Here is a 20,340-nt window from a genome sequence, read left to right on the forward strand (position 1 = left end):
ACCTACCCGATGTCCTCCACGGAGACGGCTGGAGGTCTGGGGCCGGGCAAGCGCTCTGGCGGGTTGTCGTTAAGCCGGACGTTTTGAGCCGTCGCGGGCCTGCTTCGTTTCGTCTGTTTCTGGGAGAAGCGAACCGGGGGCGGCCTCAATCTGACTGTTTTCGAGCCGAGAAGCCGCCCCCGCCCAGCACTGTGGGGTGCGTGAGAATGCTGGCGCGGCGAGAGTCCGCCGTCAAGTCTGGGCGCTCTACGCAGAAACCCGTACGCCCTAAGCCGTTGACGTTCTTGGGGGAACAACTCCCGGCCTTATGAGGCAGGGCGTCGGGCGTCCCCAAGTCGAAGCGCTTTGAGGCGGCCAACTTTCAGCGATGGCGCGAGGCTTAAGCCTGCGCTTCGCGAGACCGCTTGACGGCCACCGCTAATTTTGATGTGCTTTAAAGTTGAATGGCCGCGCTCATAAGAACTGAGCGGGCTTTATTTCGTGCGCGCAAATGATGGACACCCGTGCGCCACCTCGATGGCTTCATCAGGACCCCTAGGACTAGGGAGGCCACACCTGACACCTCAGGTGATACATGGGGCCACGCCTGTGGTCAAGCACATGGGGTGGGTTCGTCCTGCACCAACCCCCACGGTGAAGTTCATCGTGTAGGACATGGGGTGGGTATACATGGGGCCGCGGCGGAGGGTGCGCTCAATACCCACACCGCCCGGGACCAAGGGGTTAGGCCTCGGGGTAAGGCCCAGCACCCCCTCACAGCGGGCCAGTTTGGGCAGCACCAGACACCCACAGATGCATCGGCCCCGAGCGGACCACCCACCACAAGAGACACGACGCAGCGGGCGACCGGACCGCAGCGACCACGTGCGCCCACTCCGGTCTTCGAGAGGGGGACACCCCATGACTGACAGCGAAACGATGGCCGCCGCGGAGGGCAAGGAGCCCAGCGCACACGGAACGGGGACAGAGGCAGCGCCGCGAAGGTTCGACTTCAAGTCGACCATACGCACACACGACGAATTGCCCCCCGAGGCGTGCAGCCTGCGAGTTCGCGCCCTGAGGGTTCGCCTCACCGATCGGGGGCAAGCCCGATGACCGAGAGAAACCTTAAGTCCGCTCAACCCGGCTCCGCGCCGTCTGCCATGAACGAGAACGAGCTTGAGGCCTACCTCTATGGGGCTGGCCAAGGGCAGGCTCCCGCCGCCCCCGGGCCCATCCCAAAAGCCGCACCAACGTCGCGCCTAGCTATGACTGCGGAGGAGATTGAGGCCCTACTGTCCACACCTGAGGTCGGAGGGCCGGCGGTCTCTCCCACGAAGGCCACCCCACAAGGGACCTCAGCGCCAACCCCTGAGGTGGAGGGACCGCCGGCCCCTGCCTATGGCGAGCCTGCGGTGGCTGACCCGGTGAAAGACCCGGCCGCATGGCAAAGGGAGGCCACTGAGAGGGCGAAGCAGGCCGGCAAGGAGCCGGGGCTCCGAGACGGGTCCTTCGGTATCAACCCCGAGGCCCCCATCGTGGGTGCGCTCCAGGCCGTGTTTCAGACTCGGGACTTCCTGTTTGGGGCCACCCCCAAGGCGGAACAGTCCAGCCTGCGCAGAGGGGTGGACGACTGGACCGAGCACGCGCCCGGATTGGAAAAGGCCGCCGCGAGCCTCTCGCAGTTCGGCGTGGGGATGCTCGGGGCGGGCAAGCTGGCCGCCACAGGGAAGGTCCTGCCGTGGTTCGGCAAGCTCAACGTTGCGGGCAAGGGCGCGAAGGTCGCCGCTGAGACGGCTAAGGCCGCCGCGGTGGGGGCTGTCGCCTTCGACCCCTATGAGGATCGCCTCTCAAACATGGTCCAAGGGACGGCGCTGGCGAACCCCGTGACGGGCTTCCTCGCGGCGGACCCCAGCGATAGCCGCGCAGTCGGCCGCATGAAGGCCGCCCTTGAGTCCATCGGTCTAGACGCGGCGCTCATCGGGACCTTTGTCGGCGGCGTCCAGGTCTGGAAGCACCTCAAGGCGGGAGACACCGAGGCCGCCGCTAAGTGGACGGCTCGGCTCGACAAGGAGCAGCAAGGGCCCGAGGCCGTAGACCTCACGCAGGACGCTCCGCGGAGCCCCGAGGCAGCGGAGACCATCGCGGCCGACGTCCAGCCTCAGCATATGACAGGGGGCCCCGAGGCCGCGCCCACCGTCAGCGCTCCCGAGGGCCGGGAGGTGCAGGTCTCCGGGGAGCAGGTCGACGCCGCGACGCCTCAGGTGACACCGCCGCAAAGAGACATCCTCGATGTCCGCACCAAGACCCCCGAGGGCTCCGCGGTGGATGGCGTCGACACGCCCGAGCAAGGGGTGGCGCAAGCAGGCGTGGGGCTTCCCGCTCCCGCCTATAAGGCCCCCTCGCTGGACGGCTTCAATGCGGAGAGGCTCCTCACTAAGCTCAAGGCCGACACTGACGCCATAGAGACCGCGGGGTCTTTCACGGACGCGGTGGCGGCGGGCCACAACTTCGCGAAGGGCGAACAGCTCCCCATGCAGTGGCTCTCGGAGGGGAGCCCCGAGCGGGACCTCTTCGTCCGGCGCTCGGTGGAAGCCGTCAACGCCCGCATCCAGAAGCAGCGGGGCGGCAAGGGGGTCAACGCCAACGATTGGGCCGTCCAGACGGACGGGGAGTTGCTCCGCACGGTGGGGCAGTTCGCCCGCGCCTATAACGAAAGCCCCGACGCCATCCTGGGAGCGCTTCAGCAAGCGGCCCGCACGGCGGTGGGCCTCCCGGCTCAGCTCGAAGTCGGCATCATGCTGACCAATAAGCTGAAGCTCGAAGCCGACCGCATGGCCTCGCGCATTCAGCTCGGGGACCTCACCCCATGGGGAGGCGATCGGGCTAAGGCCCTCGGGGAGTTCAACCTCCTCGTCGGGGCCTACCGGCAGACGTTGGGCGACACCCTCGCCATCCGGGCGGCCGGCGGCAGGGTGACACGCAGAGGCGGCGGCTATTTGGACCGCCCCGACGCCACGCTCAACGACCTCAGCGGCGGGGAACTGCTGCTGGACCTCTGGACCAAGGCGTCCCACGACCCCGCGACCCTTCGTAAGGTCATCTCCCCCACGGTGCGGGAGCGGGCGCAGGACTACGCGAAGTACGTCCTCGTCAACAACCTCGTGTCCGGCCCCAAGACGCAGATCATCAACATCTTGTCGAACGGCGGGATGATGCTCCTGCGGCCCGCGGAGAAGATCATCGGGGCCACCTCGCAGCGAGCATTCGCGGCGGCCACCGGCAACGCTGAGTTGGCGGGCAGCGCAAACCGTCAGTACCGCCAAGCCCTGCGGGCCTACGGCTTCTATGCGACGAACCTCGCGGACGCTTGGTCGATGGCCTCGAAGGCGTTCCTCAAGAACGACAGCATCCTCAATCCGCACCGCACGGAGGCTTTCCTCCAGAACGTCCGCGCGGGCGGCAATGTGCAGTGGAAGCCCGCCGACGACATCACGGGCGTGCTGCACAACGCGATGTACGCGGCGCATCTCGCCATCGGGTTGCCGACCCGGGGCCTCGGCTTCGTGGATGAGCTGGTGAAGCAGACTGTTTATCGGTCGAGCCTCGCTAGCCGCGCGGTAGTCCGGGCGATGGACGACGGGATGGCGCGGGGTCTCTCGGGCGACGCCCTGCGGGAGTTCGTGCGGCAGGACATCGACAGCACGCTTAAGGCCGGCTTCGACGAGTTCGGCCAAGGGCTGGACCCCGAGGCGCTGCGCGAAGCCCAGATCGCGACGTTCTCGCAAGACCTACAGCCCGGTACGCTCGGCAAGCACGTGCAGGCGCTCGCTCAGAACAACTGGGCGGTCGGGATGCTGCTCCCCTTCGTGAAGACCCCCACCAACGCCCTGCGCTACGGGTGGAAGCTCTCGCCGGGGCTCAACATGCTCCAGACGGAGTTCCGCCAAGCCATCACCGGCAAGGCGGGCCCGGAGCTTCAGGCGGAGGCCATCGGGCAGTTCTCGCTTGGGACGATGGCGATGGGGGTCGCGGCCCTTGCGGCGATCGACGGGCGCATCACCGGCGGGGGTCCGAATGATCCCAAGATGAAGGCCGAACTGATGGCCACCGGGTGGCAGCCCTACAGCTTCGTCCGCCACAACGCGAACGGCTCCCGGACCTACGTCCCGTTCGGAAGGCTGGACCCCGTGGCCATCCCCCTGGGGATCGCCGCAGACATCGTGGACGCCCTCTATGTGCGCCAGCAGACGGGGCAGGACATCGACGTAGAGGCCGCGATCTTCTCGCCGGTCTTGGCCATAACGAAGCAGTTTCGCGAGAAGTCTTACCTCCTCAGCATGTCGCAGGCCCTAGACGCCCTGTTCGACGACGACCCCAAGGGGGAGCGGGCTCAGCGGTTCTTCGGAAGCATGGCGGCCAACATGGTCCCGTACTCCGCGATGATGCGGCAGGCGAACCCTGACGACACGCTGCACGAGGCCCGCGGGGTGGTGGACCGCATCATGGCCACCGTTCCGGGGTGGAGCACGAAGGTCCCCAAGCGGTACGACGCGTGGGGCGACCCGGTGACCGCCTACAGCCGCAATTGGTTCGCGTCGGACGACGACGGCTCCGTGGTGGACCGCGAAGTCCAGCGCCTTCTCGTTGAGACCGGAAGCTCCATCACGCGCGTGGCCCCGAGGCCGCGGGCGGGCGTCGACCTCCGGGACATCACGATGAAGGACGGACGGAACGCCTACGAGGTCTATGCGCAGCTAGGTGGCAGGCCGTCGCCCCGTTCGAAGCCGCTTAAGGAGGTGGCGGCGAAGCTCATCGCCTCGCGTGGCTACAAGCGAGCGCCGGACGGCGACGCGTCGACCAAGGGGACGAAGCTCTATCTCTTGGTGCGGCTCGTGGCGGACTACCGGGGCAGCGCCTTGGACATCCTGATGAAGGACCCCAACGTCCGCGACGCCATCCTCAAGAAGCAACGCGACGTAGCCGCAGCTTATCGCGGAGGGTCCGCCAAGCCGCAGGCCTCGGAGTCATCCGGCGTCATGGGCCTCGTGAATGGGGTCCTAGGAGGCGGCGGCTCGGATTAGCCCCCGTGATCGCCCGACACCCATGGGGACAGCTCCGGGAGGCCTCACGGCTTCCCGGCGGCGTTCTCCAGCGCATTGCCCCCGCTCCTACGAGGGACACGGGGCCACACCTTCGGGTCTCTAGCTCGCCCGCGAGAGGCCTGATCACCGCGCCCGCTCCGATCGCGCCACCTCGAAGCGCCAGCGTCACGCAGCCCACGCCGCCGGCTTCACGGCGGACCGATGGCGCTTGCCTACAGCCCCACCCTTTCTGAGGACATCACGATGTCAGACAACGCAGAGAAGCGAGCCGCCCCGCGGTTCATAACGCCCGAGGCTTATGCCGATTGCCTGGAGTTCATCCGGCAGGCCAAGGCCTACATTGAGAGCCACGAGACTGCTCCTCCGCCGGACCTCTCCCTCCTACTTACGGACGCTCGCCACGGCCCCTTTACGGACATTGGCCTTACGGCGGGCCTCTTAGGCCGCCCACTTGTTTCCTTCGGCCTTACCGATCGGAAGGCTACCAGACCTCGCCGGATGGACCCGACGTTCTTCGCCGGGTTCCGCCTCTTAGTCGGCCTCGGGATGGGGGCCGATCTTCACGACAACGGCAAAGGCCAAAGCTACCTCCGCTTGGATATCAGGCCGTATGGGGCGGTCTCCCACGTCTACGCCAGCCGCATCCTCTGGGACGCACAGCCTGGACAGCAGGTGCGGGGCAGCGGCGGGTTCCTCGATCACCGCTACCTGGTCCATGAGGCTTGGGCGGTAAGGGCAGAGACGTCTCTTCGCGAAGAAGGCGTCGGCTTGCAGGCCTCGGGAGCCGGCCGTGAGGAGGCTCTCGCGGCGGCGCTACTGGACTTCAAGCACCACGCTGGGGCCGCCGGCCTTCCGGGAACCGCAGCGGAGTACGTGGCGGCAATCCGATCGGCCTTTGAGATGAGCGACCGCGAGCACGCCCTCAGGTCCCGTCAGTCAGAGCCCGACGCCGCCGAGTAACGAGACCCCAGTTCCCGAGCGGCCGGCGCGGACTATGCGTCGGTCGCGAGGGTGGGGCGCTGGGGAGGGTTCACAGTGGGCGCAGTGAGGCCCTCCCCAGCAAGCCCTTCCGCTTCCTGTCATGACATTTGAAGCCCCGAGGGGTCACTCGTCTGAGACCGGGGAACCTTCCATGGAGGCGTCCGCGAGATTCCCCCCGTGGCCCGGCTCGGGGCCCCACCTCAGGGCAGACACCGCGGCGGGCGCTGCGATCTTCGCGACCCCCTCGGACAAGGCTTGGAGGTCGAAGCCCTTCCCATAGCTCCGCCCAACGCCGCTTCCTCCCGCGTGACCGGTTAGCGCGTCGTGCATCTCTTCGGTGAGGTGAGCGCTTCGGGCGAGCCGCTTGAAGGTGTGGCGGAAGGAATGGAAGACCTTGATTTGGTCCTTCACGCCAGCCGTGTCGCGGAGATACCGGCCGAACCACTTGGACCATGCGGCGGAGCGCTTGCCGTTCACGTCAGACTTGATGTCGGGCCACAGCGGCGCGTCGGAAGGATTGTTCTTCGCGCGGGCCTCGCGGTAGCGCAGCAAGCCGATGCGCTCCAGCTCCGGGTGAAGCGGGACCTTGCGGCGGGAACTGACGGTCTTCACGTTCCGCCCGCCTGATATCCCGATGTCGAGAAACCAGACCCCCGCCTCGACGTCTTTCCCAATGTCGCAGACGCGAAGCTGCGCAAGTTCCTCCTGGCGGGCTCCGGTGAGGAGCGCCAGCACGGGAAGCCAGAACGCCGCCTCCCCGCCGCCGCCGGCCGGTCGCACCCCGGAGGCGAAAACAGGGGTCTCGAAGAGAGCCTTGAGGTCCGCATTGTCGAAGGGCTCGCGGCCTTCCGCCTGCCGTTCGTCGACGTCGGAGCGCACGTCCTTGAAGGGATTGGCGAAGGCAGAGAGCCCGTCCGTAAGCCCGTCCTTTTCGGCTCGGCGCACGACCGCCTTGAGCATGTTGAGCAGCTTGTTGACTGTCGTGGCGCTCGTGGGTGGGTAAGCCCGGAGGTCTTTTTCTAGGAGGTCGCGAAGAGGCAGAGCGCGGAGCTTTGCAGGCAATCCCGTGGGCCGCCGCTCCAGCGCGTCGCGGAAGGTCCGAGTGTCTTCCTTGGTGATCGCGCCCAAGGCCTTGTCGCCCGCCCATTCTTTGAAGAGCCGTACGGCAAGGGCCGCTTCCCGTAGACTGTTAGGCGCGAGCTGCCTCCCACCCTTTGCCGTGCTAGGCCGCTTCCAGTGGTCGAACGCCTCGGAGAACTTCGGCCCTTGCGCGGGGGGCGCGGGCTCCGGGGTCTTCACGCGTTTGCCGGATTGCCGGTCGAGCTTTGCCTCCACTGCGTCCGCAGCCGCCCCCAAGATCGCCAACGCGCGGTCGCGGTGCGTGGGGTCCTTAGGATCAAATCGGAGGCCCAGCCGGTGAAAGGCCGCTTCAATGTCCCCACGGATGACAGACGGGTCCTGACGTGCGAGCGCGTCGCGAAGGTCCGCCGCTTCGATCTCTAGCAAGTCGCCCCACGCGAGGAAGTGGTCTCGTTGCATACCCTCAGTGGCTTCCCGAGGAAGAAGCCCAAGCGCCTCCCGATCGTGCAGACCTTCCATAGGGTCGCCGGATCGCCGTTCGGCTTGATCCATCTCCAACTCCCGGCGGAAGTAGGCGGCCTCAAACTCTTCCACCGAAGGAAGCTCAGGCAGGCTGGCGTCGGTTAAAGACCCCTCCCCATACATCCGCAGGGCCGCCGCGATGTCGTCGGACACCGCGCTCGCGAGCTTCAGGCTGCGGCGCTTGGCCGTGGCCTCGTCCTTCGTCTTGAGGGAGTTCGTCACTTCGAGCTTGAAGCGGCCGGTCTTCGCGTTGACCAGTTGGGGGAAGGCCGCGCGGATGTGCTCGGGGGCGTCCTTACCCGCAAGCGCTTCTGGAAGCCGCTTCCGAAACCACTGTGTGCTGCCGCGAACCGCCATGTAGCTCAGAGCCGCCATTTTGCCTGACCTCGTGTAGCACGATGGTGTAGCGAACGGCAGGCTAAGCCCCATGAGGAGCTAGCTATTCGGCGATCTCAATGGCTTAGGAAAATTTGGCGCGCCCGAAAGGATTCGAACCTCTGACCCCCAGATTCGTAGTCTGGTGCTCTATCCAGCTGAGCTACGGGCGCGCTGCCGCGTGAGGCCTTGGGGCCCCGCGGGAGGCGACGTGTTAGCCGCGTTCAGATCGCATTGCAAGCGCTCTCGACGCGGCTCGCCGCTCCTTTTTAGGCGCGCGCGCGTTCGCGGGCCCGCGCCTGGAGATCGATCGGGCGGTCGGGGATCGTGATCCGGAAGGTCGCGCCCATGGTGCCGTCCACGAGCGCGATCGAGCCGCCATGGGCGCGCACGAGCTCGGCGGCGATCGCCAGGCCAAGCCCCGTGCCGCCCGAGCGGGTGGAGCCCTGGAACGGCTCGAACAGGTGGTCGCGCGCCTTCTGCGGCAGGCCGGGACCGGTGTCCGACAGCTCGATCACCGCCACCGCGCCCTCGCGGCGGCCGAGAATGCGGATCTGGTCGCGGTCCGGGTCGGTCTCGCCGCGGCTCTCGAGCGCCTGCAGCGCGTTGCGGCCGAGATTGAGCAGCGCGCGGAACATCTGGTCGGGATCGGCGTCGATGACGAGGCCGCGCTCGACCGCGGACACGAAGCCGACCGCGCCGCCGCCCGCAAGGCCAAGGCCCGCGCGCACGTCCTCGACGATCTCCGACAGCGGCGTCATGCGGCGGGCCGGCGGCGTCTCCTGCGCCGCGCCGTAGGACAGCGTCGACTGGCAGAAGCTGATCGCGCGGTCGAGCGTGGCGACGAGGCGCGGGGCGAGCTTCTGCACCGTCGGGTCGGCGACCGCGCCGAGGCGGTCGGACATCAGCTGCGCGGAGGCGAGCAGGTTCCGGAGGTCGTGGTTGATCTTGGAGACCGCCAGGCCAAGCGCCGCGAGCCGCGACTTCTGGGCGAGCTGGGAATGGATCTGGAGCTGCATGCGGGCGAGCTCCTCCTCGGCGACGCCGATCTCGTCGTCGCGGCCGGACGCCGCCACGATGCGGCTTGCGTCCTCCGGCGCGCCGGCGAACTGCACCATCGAGCCGGTGAGGCGGCGCACCGGCCGCACGATCATGCGGTCGAGCGTGAAATAGACGAGCGCGCCGGTGATCAGCGAGATCATCAGCGAGAGCGCCAGCACGTTGATCGAGAAGGCCAGCATCGCCTTCCTGAGCGGGGTCTCGTCGACCACGATCTCGATCTCGTCGCCGCCGTCCTGCGCGTCGTCGACCACGCGGGCGAGCCGCTTGTCGCCGTAGAGCAGCACGTCGAACGCCTCGAGCACGGTCTCGGGCCCGACGGGGTCGCGGCGGTCGACCGTGTGGGCGACCTCGGGCGGCATGTCGGCGACCGCGAGCAGGCGCCGGGCGTCGCCGGTCTGCAGCACGAGCGCGCGGGCGCCGACGATCTTCAGCAGCTTGCGGGCGAGCGGCTCCTCCACCGCGCCGTCGGGCGCGGCGTCGAGCGCGAGCGCTGCGGTGCGAGCGCGGTTCAGCTGGTCGTCGATGAAGTTGAGTCGGAAGTTCGCCACCGACGGCACGAAGATCAGGATTTCTGAGACCATGACGAACAGCGCCGTCAGGGCCAGCAGCTTGCCCGACAGGCCAGGTCGCCCCGTGGGCGCCTTCGCGGGGGCGTGCTCTTCGCTCATGGGTCGGCGCGGGTCATGGGCGGAAAGTCACGGGCGGGCGGGTCGGGGATTGCGGTCGGCGGCGGACCGGGCGCGCGGGCGTGATCCGCGCCCGAGTCGGCGCCCGCCTCGCGGGCGCGTCGATAGTGAGCTTCGCGCGGGGCCTCGTCAAATTGCCGGGAGCGGCGGGCCGCCCGCCCGATCTTAAGGTTTACGAAAGCTTTCGCTTTCCAGCGCGCGCGCCGGGGCGCAGCGTGGCCGGCGAGGGTTCGCGCGGCGGGCCGCCGCCATGGACGCCGCGTCGACGAGGCGGCGAAAGGGAGAGGATCATGCTTGAGGTCGAGAGCGTCATGCAGCGTCTGGACGACCAGACCAAGCGGCTGAAGGCGGAGGCCGCCGCCTGCCTCGCCCTGGAGACGCAGGAGGAGCGCGCGCTCACCGTGAAGAGCCTCGCGCTCGTCTCCGAGGCGGTGCTCAAGATCGGCCGCGACATCCGCCAGATCCGGATGCAGCTCGCCGACCGGAGCTGATCGCCCGAAGGCGACGTGCGGGCCTCCCCGCGATTGACTTCGCGCGGAGGCCTCCCGTATAAGCCGCCGCATGTTCGCGCCCGCGCAGACCGCGGGCTTTTTTGTATTGGCCGAAGGCCCCCGACGCGGGCCCCGCTTGACGCGGGAGACGCCTGTGCGGGCCTCGGCGACCGGAGACGACGTTCGTGAAACGGACCTACCAGCCCTCGAAGCTTGTCCGCAAGCGCCGCCATGGCTTCCGCGCGCGCATGGCGACGGTCGGCGGCCGCAAGGTCATCGCCTCCCGCCGCGCCAAGGGCCGCAAGCGGCTGAGCGCCTGATCGACGACCGGGACGACGCCGCGCATGCGCCGATGACGACGCTCGCGGCCACTCTCGACATGATGCGTCGCCGGCGTGACTTCGTCGCGGCGGCGAATTCCGGCGTCAAGATCGGCGGACCTCTGGTCGCCCTCCAGATGAATGATCGCGGCGCGGAGCAGGACAAGCCCCGCGTCGGTTTCACCGCGACCAAGCGGGTCGGCAACTCGGTCGAGCGCAGCCGCATGAAGCGGCGCCTCCGCGAGGCCGCGCGCGCGGCGCTTGGAAAAGACGCCCGTCCCGGCTGCGATTACGTGCTGATCGCCCGGCGCGCGGTGCTCGACGCGAATTTCGACCGCCTGACGCGCGACATCGCCCAGGCGGCGAAGCGCGCCCACGGACGGGCCGGCGGCGAAGCGGACAAGGCGAGGCCCGATCGGGCCCGCCCGCGCGAAAGCGGACGTTGATGGACAATCGCAACACACTCATCGCCATCGTTCTGTCGGTCCTGGTTCTGGTCGGCTGGCAGTATTTCGTGGCGAAGCCGCAGCTCGACGCCCAGCGCGAGCAGCAGGCCGCGCAGCAGGCGCTGACCGACGAGAACAAGGCGACGCCGGCGCCCGGCGTCGGTCCGCAGGCCGCGCCCGCGGCCGGGGCCCAGTCGCCCGCCGGCGCGCCCGCGGCGCAGCCCGGCGCGGCCGGCGGCCAGATCAAGACCCGCGAGCAGGCGCTCGCCGGCGCTCCGCGCGTCAAGATCGACAGCAACAGGCTCGACGGCTCGATCTCGCTGATCGGCGGCCGGGTCGACGACGTCCAGCTCAAGGACTATCGCGAGACCGTCGACCCGAAGAGCCCCGAGATCGTGCTGTTCGCGCCGATCGGCAGCCCGCAGCCCTATTACGCCGAGTTCGGCTACGTGAACGGCGCCGGCGAGAACGTGAAGCTGCCCGACGGCCAGACCGAGTGGAAGGCCGAGACCACCGGCCCGCTCACCACCGAAAAGCCGGTCGTCCTCGTCTGGGACAATGGCCAGGGCCTCGTGTTCCGCCGCACGATCTCGATCGACGGCGACTACCTCTTCACCGTCAAGGACAACGTCCAGAACACCGGCGCGGCCGCCACGACGCTGCACCCTTACGCCTTGCTGTCGCGCCACGGCGAGCCGCAGACGCTCGGCTACTGGTTCCTGCATGAGGGGCCGATCGGCGTGTTCGGCCAGGAGGGCCTGTCCTACCCGACCTACAAGGACATCACCGGCGGCCCGCGCACCTACAAGGCGACCGGCGGCTGGCTCGGCTTCACCGACAAGTACTGGGGCGCCGCGCTCATCCCGCCGCAGGACAAGGGCTACGCGGCCCGCTTCGCCTCGGCGACCGAGGGCGGCAAGCTCTACCAGAGCGACTACCTGCTCGACCCGATCGTCGTCGCCCCGGGCGCGACCAGCGAGTCGACCGCGCGGCTCTTCGCCGGCGCCAAGCAGGTGGCGGTCATCGACAAGTATGAGAGCCAGGGCGTCCTGAAGTTCGAGCTGATGATCGACTGGGGGACCTACCTCCATCTCGTCACCAAGCCGATGTTCTATGCGCTCGACTTCTTCTACAAGCTCGTCGGCAACTTCGGCATCGCGATCCTGATCGTGACGCTCTGCGTGAAGATCATCTTCTTCCCGCTGGCCAACAAGTCTTACGTCTCGATGTCGAAGATGAAGCTTGTCCAGCCCGAGATGGTGAAGATCAAGGAGCGGTTCCCGGACGACAAGCAGCGCCAGCAGCAGGAGCTCATGGAGCTCTACAAGCGCGAGAAGATCAATCCGCTCGCCGGCTGCCTGCCGATCCTGATCCAGATCCCGGTGTTCTTCGCGCTCTACAAGGTGCTGTTCATCGCGATCGAGATGCGGCACGCGCCGTTCTACGGCTGGATCCACGACCTCGCCGCGCCGGACCCGACCTCGCTCTTCAACCTGTTCGGGCTGCTTCCCTACGACGTGCCGCACTTCCTGCTGATCGGCGTGTGGCCGATCCTGATGGGCATCTCGATGTTCGTGCAGATGCGCCTGAACCCGGCCCCGCCGGATCCGACGCAGGCCATGATCTTCAACTGGATGCCGCTGTTCTTCACCTTCCTGCTGGCCTCGTTCCCGGCCGGCCTGGTGATCTACTGGACCTGGAACAACCTGCTCTCGATCCTCCAGCAGTGGATCATCATGAAGCGGCAGGGCGTCGAGGTGAACATCATCGGCAACACGCTCGACGTGTTCCGGAAGAAGAAGCCCGCGGACGCGGCGAAGAGCTAGACGGCTCTTCACAAGGCGCGTCATCCCGGCCGAGGCGTGAAGCCGAGAGCCGGGAGCGTCCTGCGCGTAAGGCGCGCCTCTTTTTGAAAACGATCCCGGATCGGCCTTCGGCCGTCCGGGATGACGGCCCCTCCGGAGCGCCTCATGTCCGAGCCCGAGACGCTTCCCGAAGACCCCTATCCCGAAATCGGCCGCAAGCTGTTCGCCGGCCCCTGCGACTTCAGGCTCGGCTGCGCCAAGCTCGACCAGCTGCCGCCGATGGACCGGCCCGAGATCGCCTTCGCGGGGCGCTCCAACGTCGGCAAGTCGAGCCTCGTCAACGCGCTCACCGGCCGCAAGACGCTCGCCAAGACGTCGAACACGCCCGGCCGCACCCAGCAGCTCAATTATTTCGACCTCGGCGGCCGCGCCTTCATGGTCGACATGCCGGGCTACGGCTACGCGCAGGCGCCCGTCGAGGAGGTCGCGGCCTGGACGCGGCTGGTGAAGTCCTATCTGCGCGGCCGCGCCAGCCTCGCGCGCGTCTTCGTGCTGATCGACAGCCGCCACGGGATCAAGGAAGTCGACCGCGAGGCCTTCTCGCTGATGGACGCGGCGGCGACGTCCTATCAGGTGGTGCTCACCAAGCTCGACCAGCTGAAAGCCGCCGAGCGCGAGGCGCGGATCGCCGAGACGCTGGCGGGCCTCGCCAAGCGCCCCGCGGCCTTTCCGGAAGTGCTCGCGACCTCGAGCCGCGACGCGATCGGCGTCGCCGAGATGCGCGCCGCGATCGCGCGCCTCATCGACGAGCGCAGCTGAGCCGTCGTCAGTAGCGGTACGACACCCCAAGCCCGAGCAGCGCCGAGGTCTTGGAGCCGTCCTTCACGATCGGGCTGTCGGCGGCGTCGCCGACGTAGCGCGTCACCTCGGCGCGGGCGACGAGGCCCCACTGTTCGTTGAACTGATAGCCCGCGGTGACGCCCGCGCTCACGTCCTTGAAGCCCGCGCCCGGCCGGTAGGCCTTGAGCCCCGAGGCGATCGAGCCTGCGCGGGTGACGCCGAAATAGGTGCGGTTGAAGTCCTTGCTGGCGTAGGTCGTCTGCGCGTCGACATTGGCGTAGACGGGGCCCCAGCGCAGCGCCGCATAGCTCACCCCGCCGCTCGCAGTGAAGCCGTCGTGCTCGCCCGAGACGTCGTGCAGCACGGTGGCTTCAAGGCGGATCTCGCCTTGTCCGTTCCGGTCGCCGCCGAAGGCGTAGGCCAGGAACCCGCCGCCCTCGACCGCGCCGTCGATCTCCGCGAGGCGCTTCACCGGCCCCGACACGTCGTCGTCGCGCTTGCCGCGATAGTTCACGACCGGGCCGAAGTCCCACGGGCTGTCGGCGAAGAGGTCGACGCGCGCTTCGAGCCCGCGGAGCTGAAGCTCGACGCCGCCCCATTTCACATTGGCGAGCAGGAGCGGCACGACCTCGTATTTGTCCGAGCCCTCGAACTCCGGCTTCATCGCGACGCCGGCGGCGAGCAAAGCCGAGACGACCCTCTCATTGGGCGCCGCCACGGCCTCGCCGAGTGTTTCGTCGGAAAAATCCGCAGCCCGGAGGGGCGACGCCCCGATCCCGGCCAAAATCGCCGCTACGCAGGCAAGACTTAGGTTCTGTCTCATCAAGCTTCCCCGACCACGGCCGAACTGGCCCGGCGCGAGGCGAGCTATGGCGGGCGGGCAGGGTTTCGGGCGAGCGCCCGTTCGCGACTGCGCGGAGCGCTTCGCGAAGCGGGCTGGAAACTGAGGGGAAAGGCCGTTCGCGATGCGCGACTTCGCGAAATTCCCGAGCGAGGACTGGCTGCGCCAGCGCGCGAGCGAGCTCGCTTTGGCGATGGCGCTCGGCCTCGCCTTCGCCTGGATCGGACCGTTCAGCACCGACAAGGCCGAATTCCTGCCGAAGCTCGGCTACTGGGTCGGGCTTCTGGCCTGCTGGTACATCGTCGCCGCGCTCGTCGAGCACGCGCTCGAGCGCCTGCCGGCGTTCCGCGACGCGCGGCGCAGCGTCCGGCGTCCGCTCATCTGCGCCGTCGCCGTGCTCCCGATGCTGCCGGTCGCCGCGCTCGCGACCGTCGCGCTCAGCGACTTCGAGCCGACGTTCTGGGAGCTCGCGGAGATGTCCAGCCAGATCTTCGTGGTCGGCTGGGGCGTCATGCTGCTGACCGACGCGATCCTGCGGCCGGCGGGGCCGCCCGACCCGCAGCTCCGCTTCGTGGCGGCGGGCGCGGGCGAGGCCGCGGCGACGATCGACCTTCCCGCCGGGGAGAGCGAGGCGCCCCAGACCAGCCGCCTCGTCGAGCGGCTGCCGCCGAACCTGCGCGGGCCGCTGATCTGCCTGCGGATGGAGGATCACTATGTCCGCGTCCACACCACGCGCGGCTCGACCCTGATCCTCATGCGCCTCGGCGACGCCATGGCCGAGGCCGCCCCGACGCCGGGCGCGCAGTCGCACCGCTCATGGTGGGTGGCGGCGAACGCCGTCGAGAGCTTTGAACGCGTCGGCCGGGTCGGGCAGCTTCGGCTGAAGACCGGGCTGACGGCGCCGGTTTCGCAGCCCTACCTGCAGGCGATCGAGGCGCTCGCCGCGAAGCCCTAGGACGTCGCCGAGCGCGGGTGAAACCGCGCGATCGCGGCGTCGAGCGCCGGAAATCCGCCGCTGAGCTCGGTCGCCGACATCCAGTATCCGGTGACGCCGACGGTCGCGGCGTTGATCTTCGCCAGCCGCCGCGCCGCCTTGGTGAAGGGCAACGCCGGTTCGCGCGCAGGATCGATCGCGAGAACGATCGATTTCCGCGCGCCCAGATCGGCCTTTCCCACCGCCGTGACGGCGTCCCACGGGATCCAGTCGTTCGACAGGCGCCGGTCGAACACGCCCTGGCGTCCGACCGAGACCACCGGGCCGCGCCGGAAGAACCTCACGGTCGCCACGATCGCGCAGGCGCCGAAGAACAGGACGCCGGCATAAAGCGTGAACTCGTTGAGGCTGCCGGGCTCGACCCCGGCGGGGCGCAAATGGAGCAGGACGCCGCAGAGCGCGACGAAGCCCCATGCGCCGCCCTTGAGGGCGAGAAGTCGAAGGGCCGACTTCTCGAGGTCGATCTGGTCCTCGGCCATGCCCCCGCGGCTCTAGACGCGCCTGAAAAGCCCGATGATCAGCAACAGCACGATCGCGCCGACAGTCGCGCCGATCAGAGTCCCAAGCAGCCCGCCGCCGACGAAGATCCCGAGCTTGGCCAGCAGCCAGGTTCCGACGAAGGCGCCGATCACGCCGACGATGATGTTGCCGATGATGCCGAGCCCGTAGCCTCGCACCACGATGCCGGCCAGCCAGCCGGCGACGCCGCCGATCAGCAGAATCGCGATCAGGCCGTAGCCCGCAAATGGTTCAAGCTCCATTCCGCATCACCCTCGTGCTCATGCGGTCCACCGCCTCGAAACTCAACATATGGCGGCGACGCCGAAGGTCTATGCCGCGGCGCAGCATACCGCCAACGTCGCATTGCGCGGTTTTCGGGAGGCGACTAGTTCGAAACGCAACGGCAATTTGAACGCGAGCCCGAAGTCCATGAGCGCCAGCGGCGAAAAGAAAGATCTCTACGAGCTCGGCGAGATGCCGCCGCTCGGCCATGTGCCCGCCACCATGCATGCCTGGGTGGTGCGCAAGGAGCGGCACGGCCCGCCCGAGAGCGCCAACGAGCTCGAGGTGGTGCCCACCTGGCCGCTCGGCGACGACGACGTGCTCGTCTACGTCATGGCCGCCGGCGTCAACTACAACCACGTCTGGGGTTCGCTCGGCGAGCCGGTCTCCCCGATCGACAGCCACAAGTCGCCGATCCACATCGGCGGCTCCGACGCCTCCGGCATCGTCTGGGCGGTCGGCTCCAAGGTGAAGCGCTGGAAGGTCGGCGACGAGGTCGTCATCCACTGCAACCAGGACGACGGAGACGACGAGGAGTGCAACGGCGGCGACCCGATGTTCTCGTCCTCCCAGCGCATCTGGGGCTACGAGACGCCGGACGGCTCCTTCGCGCAGTTCTGCCGCGCGCAGTCGCGCCAGCTGATGCCGCGGCCCAGGCATCTCACCTGGGAGGAGGCGGCCTGCTACACGCTGACGCTCGCCACCGCCTACCGCATGCTGTTCGGCCATGCGCCGCACCAGCTGAAGCCGTCCGACAACGTGCTGGTCTGGGGCGCCTCCGGCGGCCTCGGCGTGTTCGCGGTCCAGCTCATCGCGGCCTCGGGCGCGAACGCCATCGGCGTGATCTCGGACGAGAGCAAGCGCGACTACGTCATGAGCCTCGGGGCCAAGGGCGTCATCAACCGCAAGGACTTCGACTGCTGGGGCCAGATGCCCAAGGTGAACTCTCCTGAGTACAACACCTGGGTGAAGTCGGCCCGCGCCTTCGGCAAGGCGATCTGGGAGATCACCGGCAAGGGCGTCGACGTCGACATGGTGTTCGAGCATCCGGGCGAGTCGACCTTCCCGGTCTCGTGCCTGGTGGTGAAGCGTGGCGGCATGGTGGTGTTCTGCGCCGGCACCACCGGCTACAACATCACCTTCGACGCCCGCTACGTCTGGATGCGGCAGAAGCGCATCCAGGGCTCGCATTTCGCCCATCTGAAGCAGGCGAGCGCGGCCAACAAGTTCGTCATCGACCGCCGCGTCGACCCCTGCATGTCCGAGGTCTTCACCTTCCAGGACATTCCGAAGGCCCACACCATGATGTGGCACAACCAGCACCCGCCCGGAAACATGGCGGTGCTGGTCAACGCGCCGCGCACGGGGCTCCGGACGGTGGAAGAGGTGCAGGAGGCCTACGAGGCCTCGAAGGCCGCCAAGCCCGCCGCGGCCTGACGATGCAAGGCTTCGTCCGCGCGAAGCTGCATGGGATCCGCGTCACCGGCGCGGATCTCAACTATCACGGCTCGATCACGCTCGACCCGGAGATCTGCCGGCGGGCGGGGCTCGATCCGCTCGAGTTCGTCGAGATCTGGAACAAGAATTCCGGCGCGCGCATCAGCACTTACGTGCTCTATGGGGTGGCGGGCGCGCGCTGCTGCATCCTGAACGGCGCGGCGGCGCGCACCTGTCAGGTCGGCGACGAGGTCATCATCGCCTCGACGACCTTCGGGACGCTGGACGACGTCGTGGCGACGAACCCGCGCGTGCTGACCTTCGGCCCCGGCAACGAGGTCGCCGAGGAGCTCAGCTATCGCGTGTTCCGGAACGAGCGCGGCGAGCCCGACATGACGATCGAAAGCCACGGCGCCGCCGTGCCGGTGACGCGGCTGGTGGGCTGAGCCGCCCGAACCGCCGCCTGTCATCCCGGCCGAAGAGCCGGGATCCAGAACCGAGACGGCTGACCCAGATCCCGCGACCGCGTCGGTTCTGGATCCCGGGTCAAGCCCGGGATGACGGCGGAGCATGCGGAGCCTCTGACGGCGGACGCGCTGCGCCTGTCTCGGACAAGCCGCCCGAACCGCCGCCCGTCATCCCGGCCGAAGAGCCGGGATCCAGAATCGAGACGGCTGATCCAGATCCCGCGAACTCTTCGGCCCCCGGATCCCGGATGAACCCCGGAAACAGCTGGGGGCGGCGAACCGGCCTTACGCCTCGGTGTGCGTGGAGGTCAGCTCTTTGCGCTCGCGCCGCGACAGGCCGGAATTCAGCCGGGTCAGCACGAACACCGCGAGCGCGACGCCGAAGGCGAGAACCAGCAGCTCTTCATAACCGGCGATGATCATAGGATGTCCTTCTCTCAGCAGGTTTTGCTGTCTGTGCAACGCATTGGACCCTGCCGCGGACGACCGGCGCCACGGTATTTCGCCGGCATAGTTTCCATCCGGCGCCTGAACTTCGTCGCCTTCTCATAAAACTCGGCGGGTCGGCGCTCTGGACGCAGGCCCCGCGGACCGGCATTGATCGGGCGTCCTTTCGAACGGGAGACGGCATGGTCGCGATCAAGGCCTCGGGCGTCGACCGCTTCATCGCGCGGCCGCCGGCCGAGATTTTCGCCGCGCTGATCTACGGGCCCGACGCAGGGCTCGTGGCCGAGCGCGCCGAGGCGCTGGTCAAGCGCGCGCTGGACGGCTCCGACGATCCGTTCGCGCTCGTCCGCCTCGAAGGCGACGAGCTCGCCTCCGATCCCGGCCGCCTTCCCGACGAGGCCAACACGATCGCGCTGTTCGGCGGCAAGCGCGCGATCCGCGTGCGGGTCGGCGGGCGCTCTGTCGCGGCGGCCCTCGAGGCGCTGCTGTCGGGGCCGCGGCCGGAATCCTTCACCGTGCTCGAGGCGGGCGACCTCAAGAAGAACGCGCCGCTGCGCGCGCTCTGCGAGAAGCACGCCCATGCGGCGGCGCTGCCCTGCTACCCGGACGAGGCCGGCGCCCGTGACCGGCTGATCGAGGAGGAACTGCGCGCCGCCGGCCTCACCATTTCAAGCGAGGCCAGGGCGCTGCTGCAGCAGAGCCTCGGTCCCGACCGGCTCGCCGCGCGCGAGGACGTCCGCAAGCTCTGCCTCTACGCGATGGGCCAGGCCCGCATCGAGACTGACGACGTCTCAGCGATCGTGGCGGAGTCCGGAGACGTCGGCATGGACGAGGCTGTGGACGCGGCCTTCGGAGGCCGGCCGGCCGATGTCGTTGCGACGCTGAAGGCGCTGCGCGCTTCCGGCACGCCGGCCTCGGTCACGCTCGCCGCGGCGCTGCGTCATGCGCTGCTCATGCACCGGCTGCGGGGGCAGGTCGAGGAGGGACGCTCGGCGCGCTCGGTGATGGAGAGCGGCGGCGCGATGATCCACTTCCGCCGCAAGGACGCGGTCGAGCGGGCGCTCGCGCGCTGGTCGGGCGAGCGGCTCGGCGACGCGGTGACGCGGCTCGCCGACGCGGTCGCGCAGGGGCGAAAGTCCGCCGCGACAGGCGAAGCGGCCGCGGAGCGCGCGTTGCTCGCAATCGGACAGGAAGCCGCGCGTTTCTCGCGCTAAACGTGCAGAAAATCGACTCGATCAGAGACTCGCTGGCGGCGATTTCGAATGCGGCCGGTGTGATTGCCTTCGCGGAGCGAAAAAGCCGCCAGCGGGCTTCTGAGAGTCACGGATAAGGCAGGGGGTTTTGGCGGTCGCGCGAGGGGGCGCCGGGAGGCTTCCGTGACCGCCGCCCGGTCATCCCGGCCGAAGAGCCGGGATCCAGAACCGGAACGGCCAATCCAGCTCCCGGCGCGCGTCGATTCTGGATCCCGGGTCAAGCCCGGGATGACGGGCGGAGGGTCGTTCGCCTCGTCTTGTCCGTACACACTCGCTTCGCCGATCGGTCCGCCCGAACCGCCGCCTGGTCATCCCGGCCGAAGAGCCGGGATCCAGAGCCGAGACGGCCGATCCAGCTCCCGGAGCGCGTCGGTTCTGGATCCCGGGTCAAGCCCGGGATGACCGTCTGAGGGTCGTGCGCCTCAC

Annotated in this window: 17 protein-coding genes and 1 tRNA gene; 11 read left to right on the forward strand and 7 right to left on the reverse strand. The window is 68.4% G+C overall.

Going from position 1 to position 20,340, the window contains the following annotated elements:
- The first annotated feature begins 1,394 nt into the window (after positions 1-1,394).
- Complete coding sequence (locus tag ACFOWB_RS04440) at positions 1,395-5,063, forward strand: hypothetical protein (protein ID WP_378145890.1); 3,669 nt, start codon at positions 1,395-1,397, stop codon at positions 5,061-5,063.
- 222 nt (positions 5,064-5,285) lie between these two features.
- Positions 5,286-6,044: a hypothetical protein gene (locus tag ACFOWB_RS04445; protein WP_378145893.1), complete on the forward strand. Its 759-nt coding sequence runs from the start codon at positions 5,286-5,288 to the stop codon at positions 6,042-6,044.
- Between the two features lie 144 nt (positions 6,045-6,188).
- On the opposite strand, the gene ACFOWB_RS04450 is transcribed toward ACFOWB_RS04445, so the two are convergent.
- The 3 genes from ACFOWB_RS04450 to ACFOWB_RS04460 all read right to left on the reverse strand — a co-directional run bounded on the left by ACFOWB_RS04450 (position 6,189) and on the right by ACFOWB_RS04460 (position 9,772).
- Positions 6,189-8,042: an integrase gene (locus ACFOWB_RS04450; protein ID WP_378145895.1), complete on the reverse strand. Its 1,854-nt coding sequence runs from the start codon at positions 8,040-8,042 to the stop codon at positions 6,189-6,191.
- 96 nt (positions 8,043-8,138) lie between these two features.
- A tRNA-Arg gene (locus ACFOWB_RS04455) sits at positions 8,139-8,215 on the reverse strand.
- A gap of 96 nt (positions 8,216-8,311) precedes the next feature.
- A complete protein-coding gene (locus tag ACFOWB_RS04460; protein WP_378145897.1) occupies positions 8,312-9,772 on the reverse strand; it encodes an ATP-binding protein in 1,461 nt (486 codons plus the stop codon).
- 308 nt (positions 9,773-10,080) lie between these two features.
- Here ACFOWB_RS04460 and ACFOWB_RS04465 point away from each other — a divergent pair, with 308 nt between their 5' ends.
- The 5 genes from ACFOWB_RS04465 to yihA all read left to right on the forward strand — a co-directional run bounded on the left by ACFOWB_RS04465 (position 10,081) and on the right by yihA (position 13,671).
- Complete coding sequence (locus ACFOWB_RS04465; protein ID WP_261401151.1) at positions 10,081-10,281, forward strand: hypothetical protein; 201 nt, start codon at positions 10,081-10,083, stop codon at positions 10,279-10,281.
- A gap of 185 nt (positions 10,282-10,466) precedes the next feature.
- Entirely contained in the window at positions 10,467-10,601 is a 135-nt protein-coding gene (gene rpmH, locus ACFOWB_RS04470) for a 50S ribosomal protein L34 (protein WP_261401150.1), read from the forward strand.
- A gap of 32 nt (positions 10,602-10,633) precedes the next feature.
- On the forward strand, positions 10,634-11,047 hold the full coding sequence (gene rnpA, locus ACFOWB_RS04475) for a ribonuclease P protein component (RefSeq protein ID WP_261401149.1): 414 nt from the start codon (positions 10,634-10,636) through the stop codon (positions 11,045-11,047).
- Positions 11,047-12,873, forward strand: coding sequence for a membrane protein insertase YidC (yidC, locus tag ACFOWB_RS04480; RefSeq protein WP_261401148.1), 1,827 nt, complete (start codon positions 11,047-11,049; stop codon positions 12,871-12,873). The genes rnpA and yidC overlap by 1 nt, the downstream gene beginning before the upstream one ends.
- A gap of 144 nt (positions 12,874-13,017) precedes the next feature.
- Positions 13,018-13,671 carry a ribosome biogenesis GTP-binding protein YihA/YsxC gene (gene yihA / locus ACFOWB_RS04485; protein WP_378145901.1) on the forward strand — a complete coding sequence of 218 codons (654 nt, stop codon included), beginning with the start codon at positions 13,018-13,020 and terminating at the stop codon, positions 13,669-13,671.
- A 7-nt stretch (positions 13,672-13,678) separates the two neighbouring features.
- Here the strand turns inward: yihA and ACFOWB_RS04490 are convergent, their stop codons facing one another.
- Positions 13,679-14,410 (reverse strand): MipA/OmpV family protein, encoded by a 732-nt coding sequence (locus ACFOWB_RS04490; RefSeq protein WP_261401147.1) that lies wholly within the window; start codon positions 14,408-14,410, stop codon positions 13,679-13,681.
- A 247-nt stretch (positions 14,411-14,657) separates the two neighbouring features.
- Here ACFOWB_RS04490 and ACFOWB_RS04495 point away from each other — a divergent pair, with 247 nt between their 5' ends.
- Positions 14,658-15,488, forward strand: a complete 831-nt coding sequence (locus ACFOWB_RS04495) for a LytTR family DNA-binding domain-containing protein (RefSeq protein WP_261401146.1) — start codon at positions 14,658-14,660, stop codon at positions 15,486-15,488.
- Here the strand turns inward: ACFOWB_RS04495 and ACFOWB_RS04500 are convergent.
- Together ACFOWB_RS04500 and ACFOWB_RS04505 are read right to left on the reverse strand one after the other, a co-directional pair.
- Positions 15,485-16,006 (reverse strand): STM3941 family protein, encoded by a 522-nt coding sequence (locus ACFOWB_RS04500; RefSeq protein ID WP_261401145.1) that lies wholly within the window; start codon positions 16,004-16,006, stop codon positions 15,485-15,487. The genes ACFOWB_RS04495 and ACFOWB_RS04500 overlap by 4 nt on opposite strands.
- 12 nt (positions 16,007-16,018) lie before the next feature.
- Positions 16,019-16,288: a GlsB/YeaQ/YmgE family stress response membrane protein gene (locus tag ACFOWB_RS04505; RefSeq protein WP_261401144.1), complete on the reverse strand. Its 270-nt coding sequence runs from the start codon at positions 16,286-16,288 to the stop codon at positions 16,019-16,021.
- A 169-nt stretch (positions 16,289-16,457) separates the two neighbouring features.
- Here ACFOWB_RS04505 and ccrA point away from each other — a divergent pair, with 169 nt between their 5' ends.
- Both ccrA and ACFOWB_RS04515 read left to right on the forward strand, forming a co-directional pair.
- Positions 16,458-17,747, forward strand: coding sequence for a crotonyl-CoA carboxylase/reductase (gene ccrA, locus ACFOWB_RS04510; RefSeq protein ID WP_261401143.1), 1,290 nt, complete (start codon positions 16,458-16,460; stop codon positions 17,745-17,747).
- A 2-nt stretch (positions 17,748-17,749) separates the two neighbouring features.
- Positions 17,750-18,193: an aspartate 1-decarboxylase gene (locus ACFOWB_RS04515; RefSeq protein ID WP_261401142.1), complete on the forward strand. Its 444-nt coding sequence runs from the start codon at positions 17,750-17,752 to the stop codon at positions 18,191-18,193.
- Positions 18,194-18,499: 306 nt separating this feature from the next.
- Here ACFOWB_RS04515 and ACFOWB_RS04520 read toward each other — a convergent pair whose 3' ends face one another.
- The gene (locus tag ACFOWB_RS04520; RefSeq protein WP_261401141.1) at positions 18,500-18,637 is read right to left on the reverse strand and encodes a hypothetical protein; all 138 of its coding nucleotides are present in this window, start codon (positions 18,635-18,637) and stop codon (positions 18,500-18,502) included.
- Between the two features lie 206 nt (positions 18,638-18,843).
- On the opposite strand from ACFOWB_RS04520, the gene holA reads away from it, so the two are divergent.
- Positions 18,844-19,875, forward strand: coding sequence for a DNA polymerase III subunit delta (gene holA, locus ACFOWB_RS04525; protein ID WP_261401140.1), 1,032 nt, complete (start codon positions 18,844-18,846; stop codon positions 19,873-19,875).
- Positions 19,876-20,340: the final 465 nt, after the last annotated feature.

Origin of the sequence: Chenggangzhangella methanolivorans (genome assembly GCF_042648545.1) — a bacterium.
GTDB classification, from domain to species: domain Bacteria; phylum Pseudomonadota; class Alphaproteobacteria; order Rhizobiales; family Methylopilaceae; genus Methylopila; species Methylopila methanolivorans.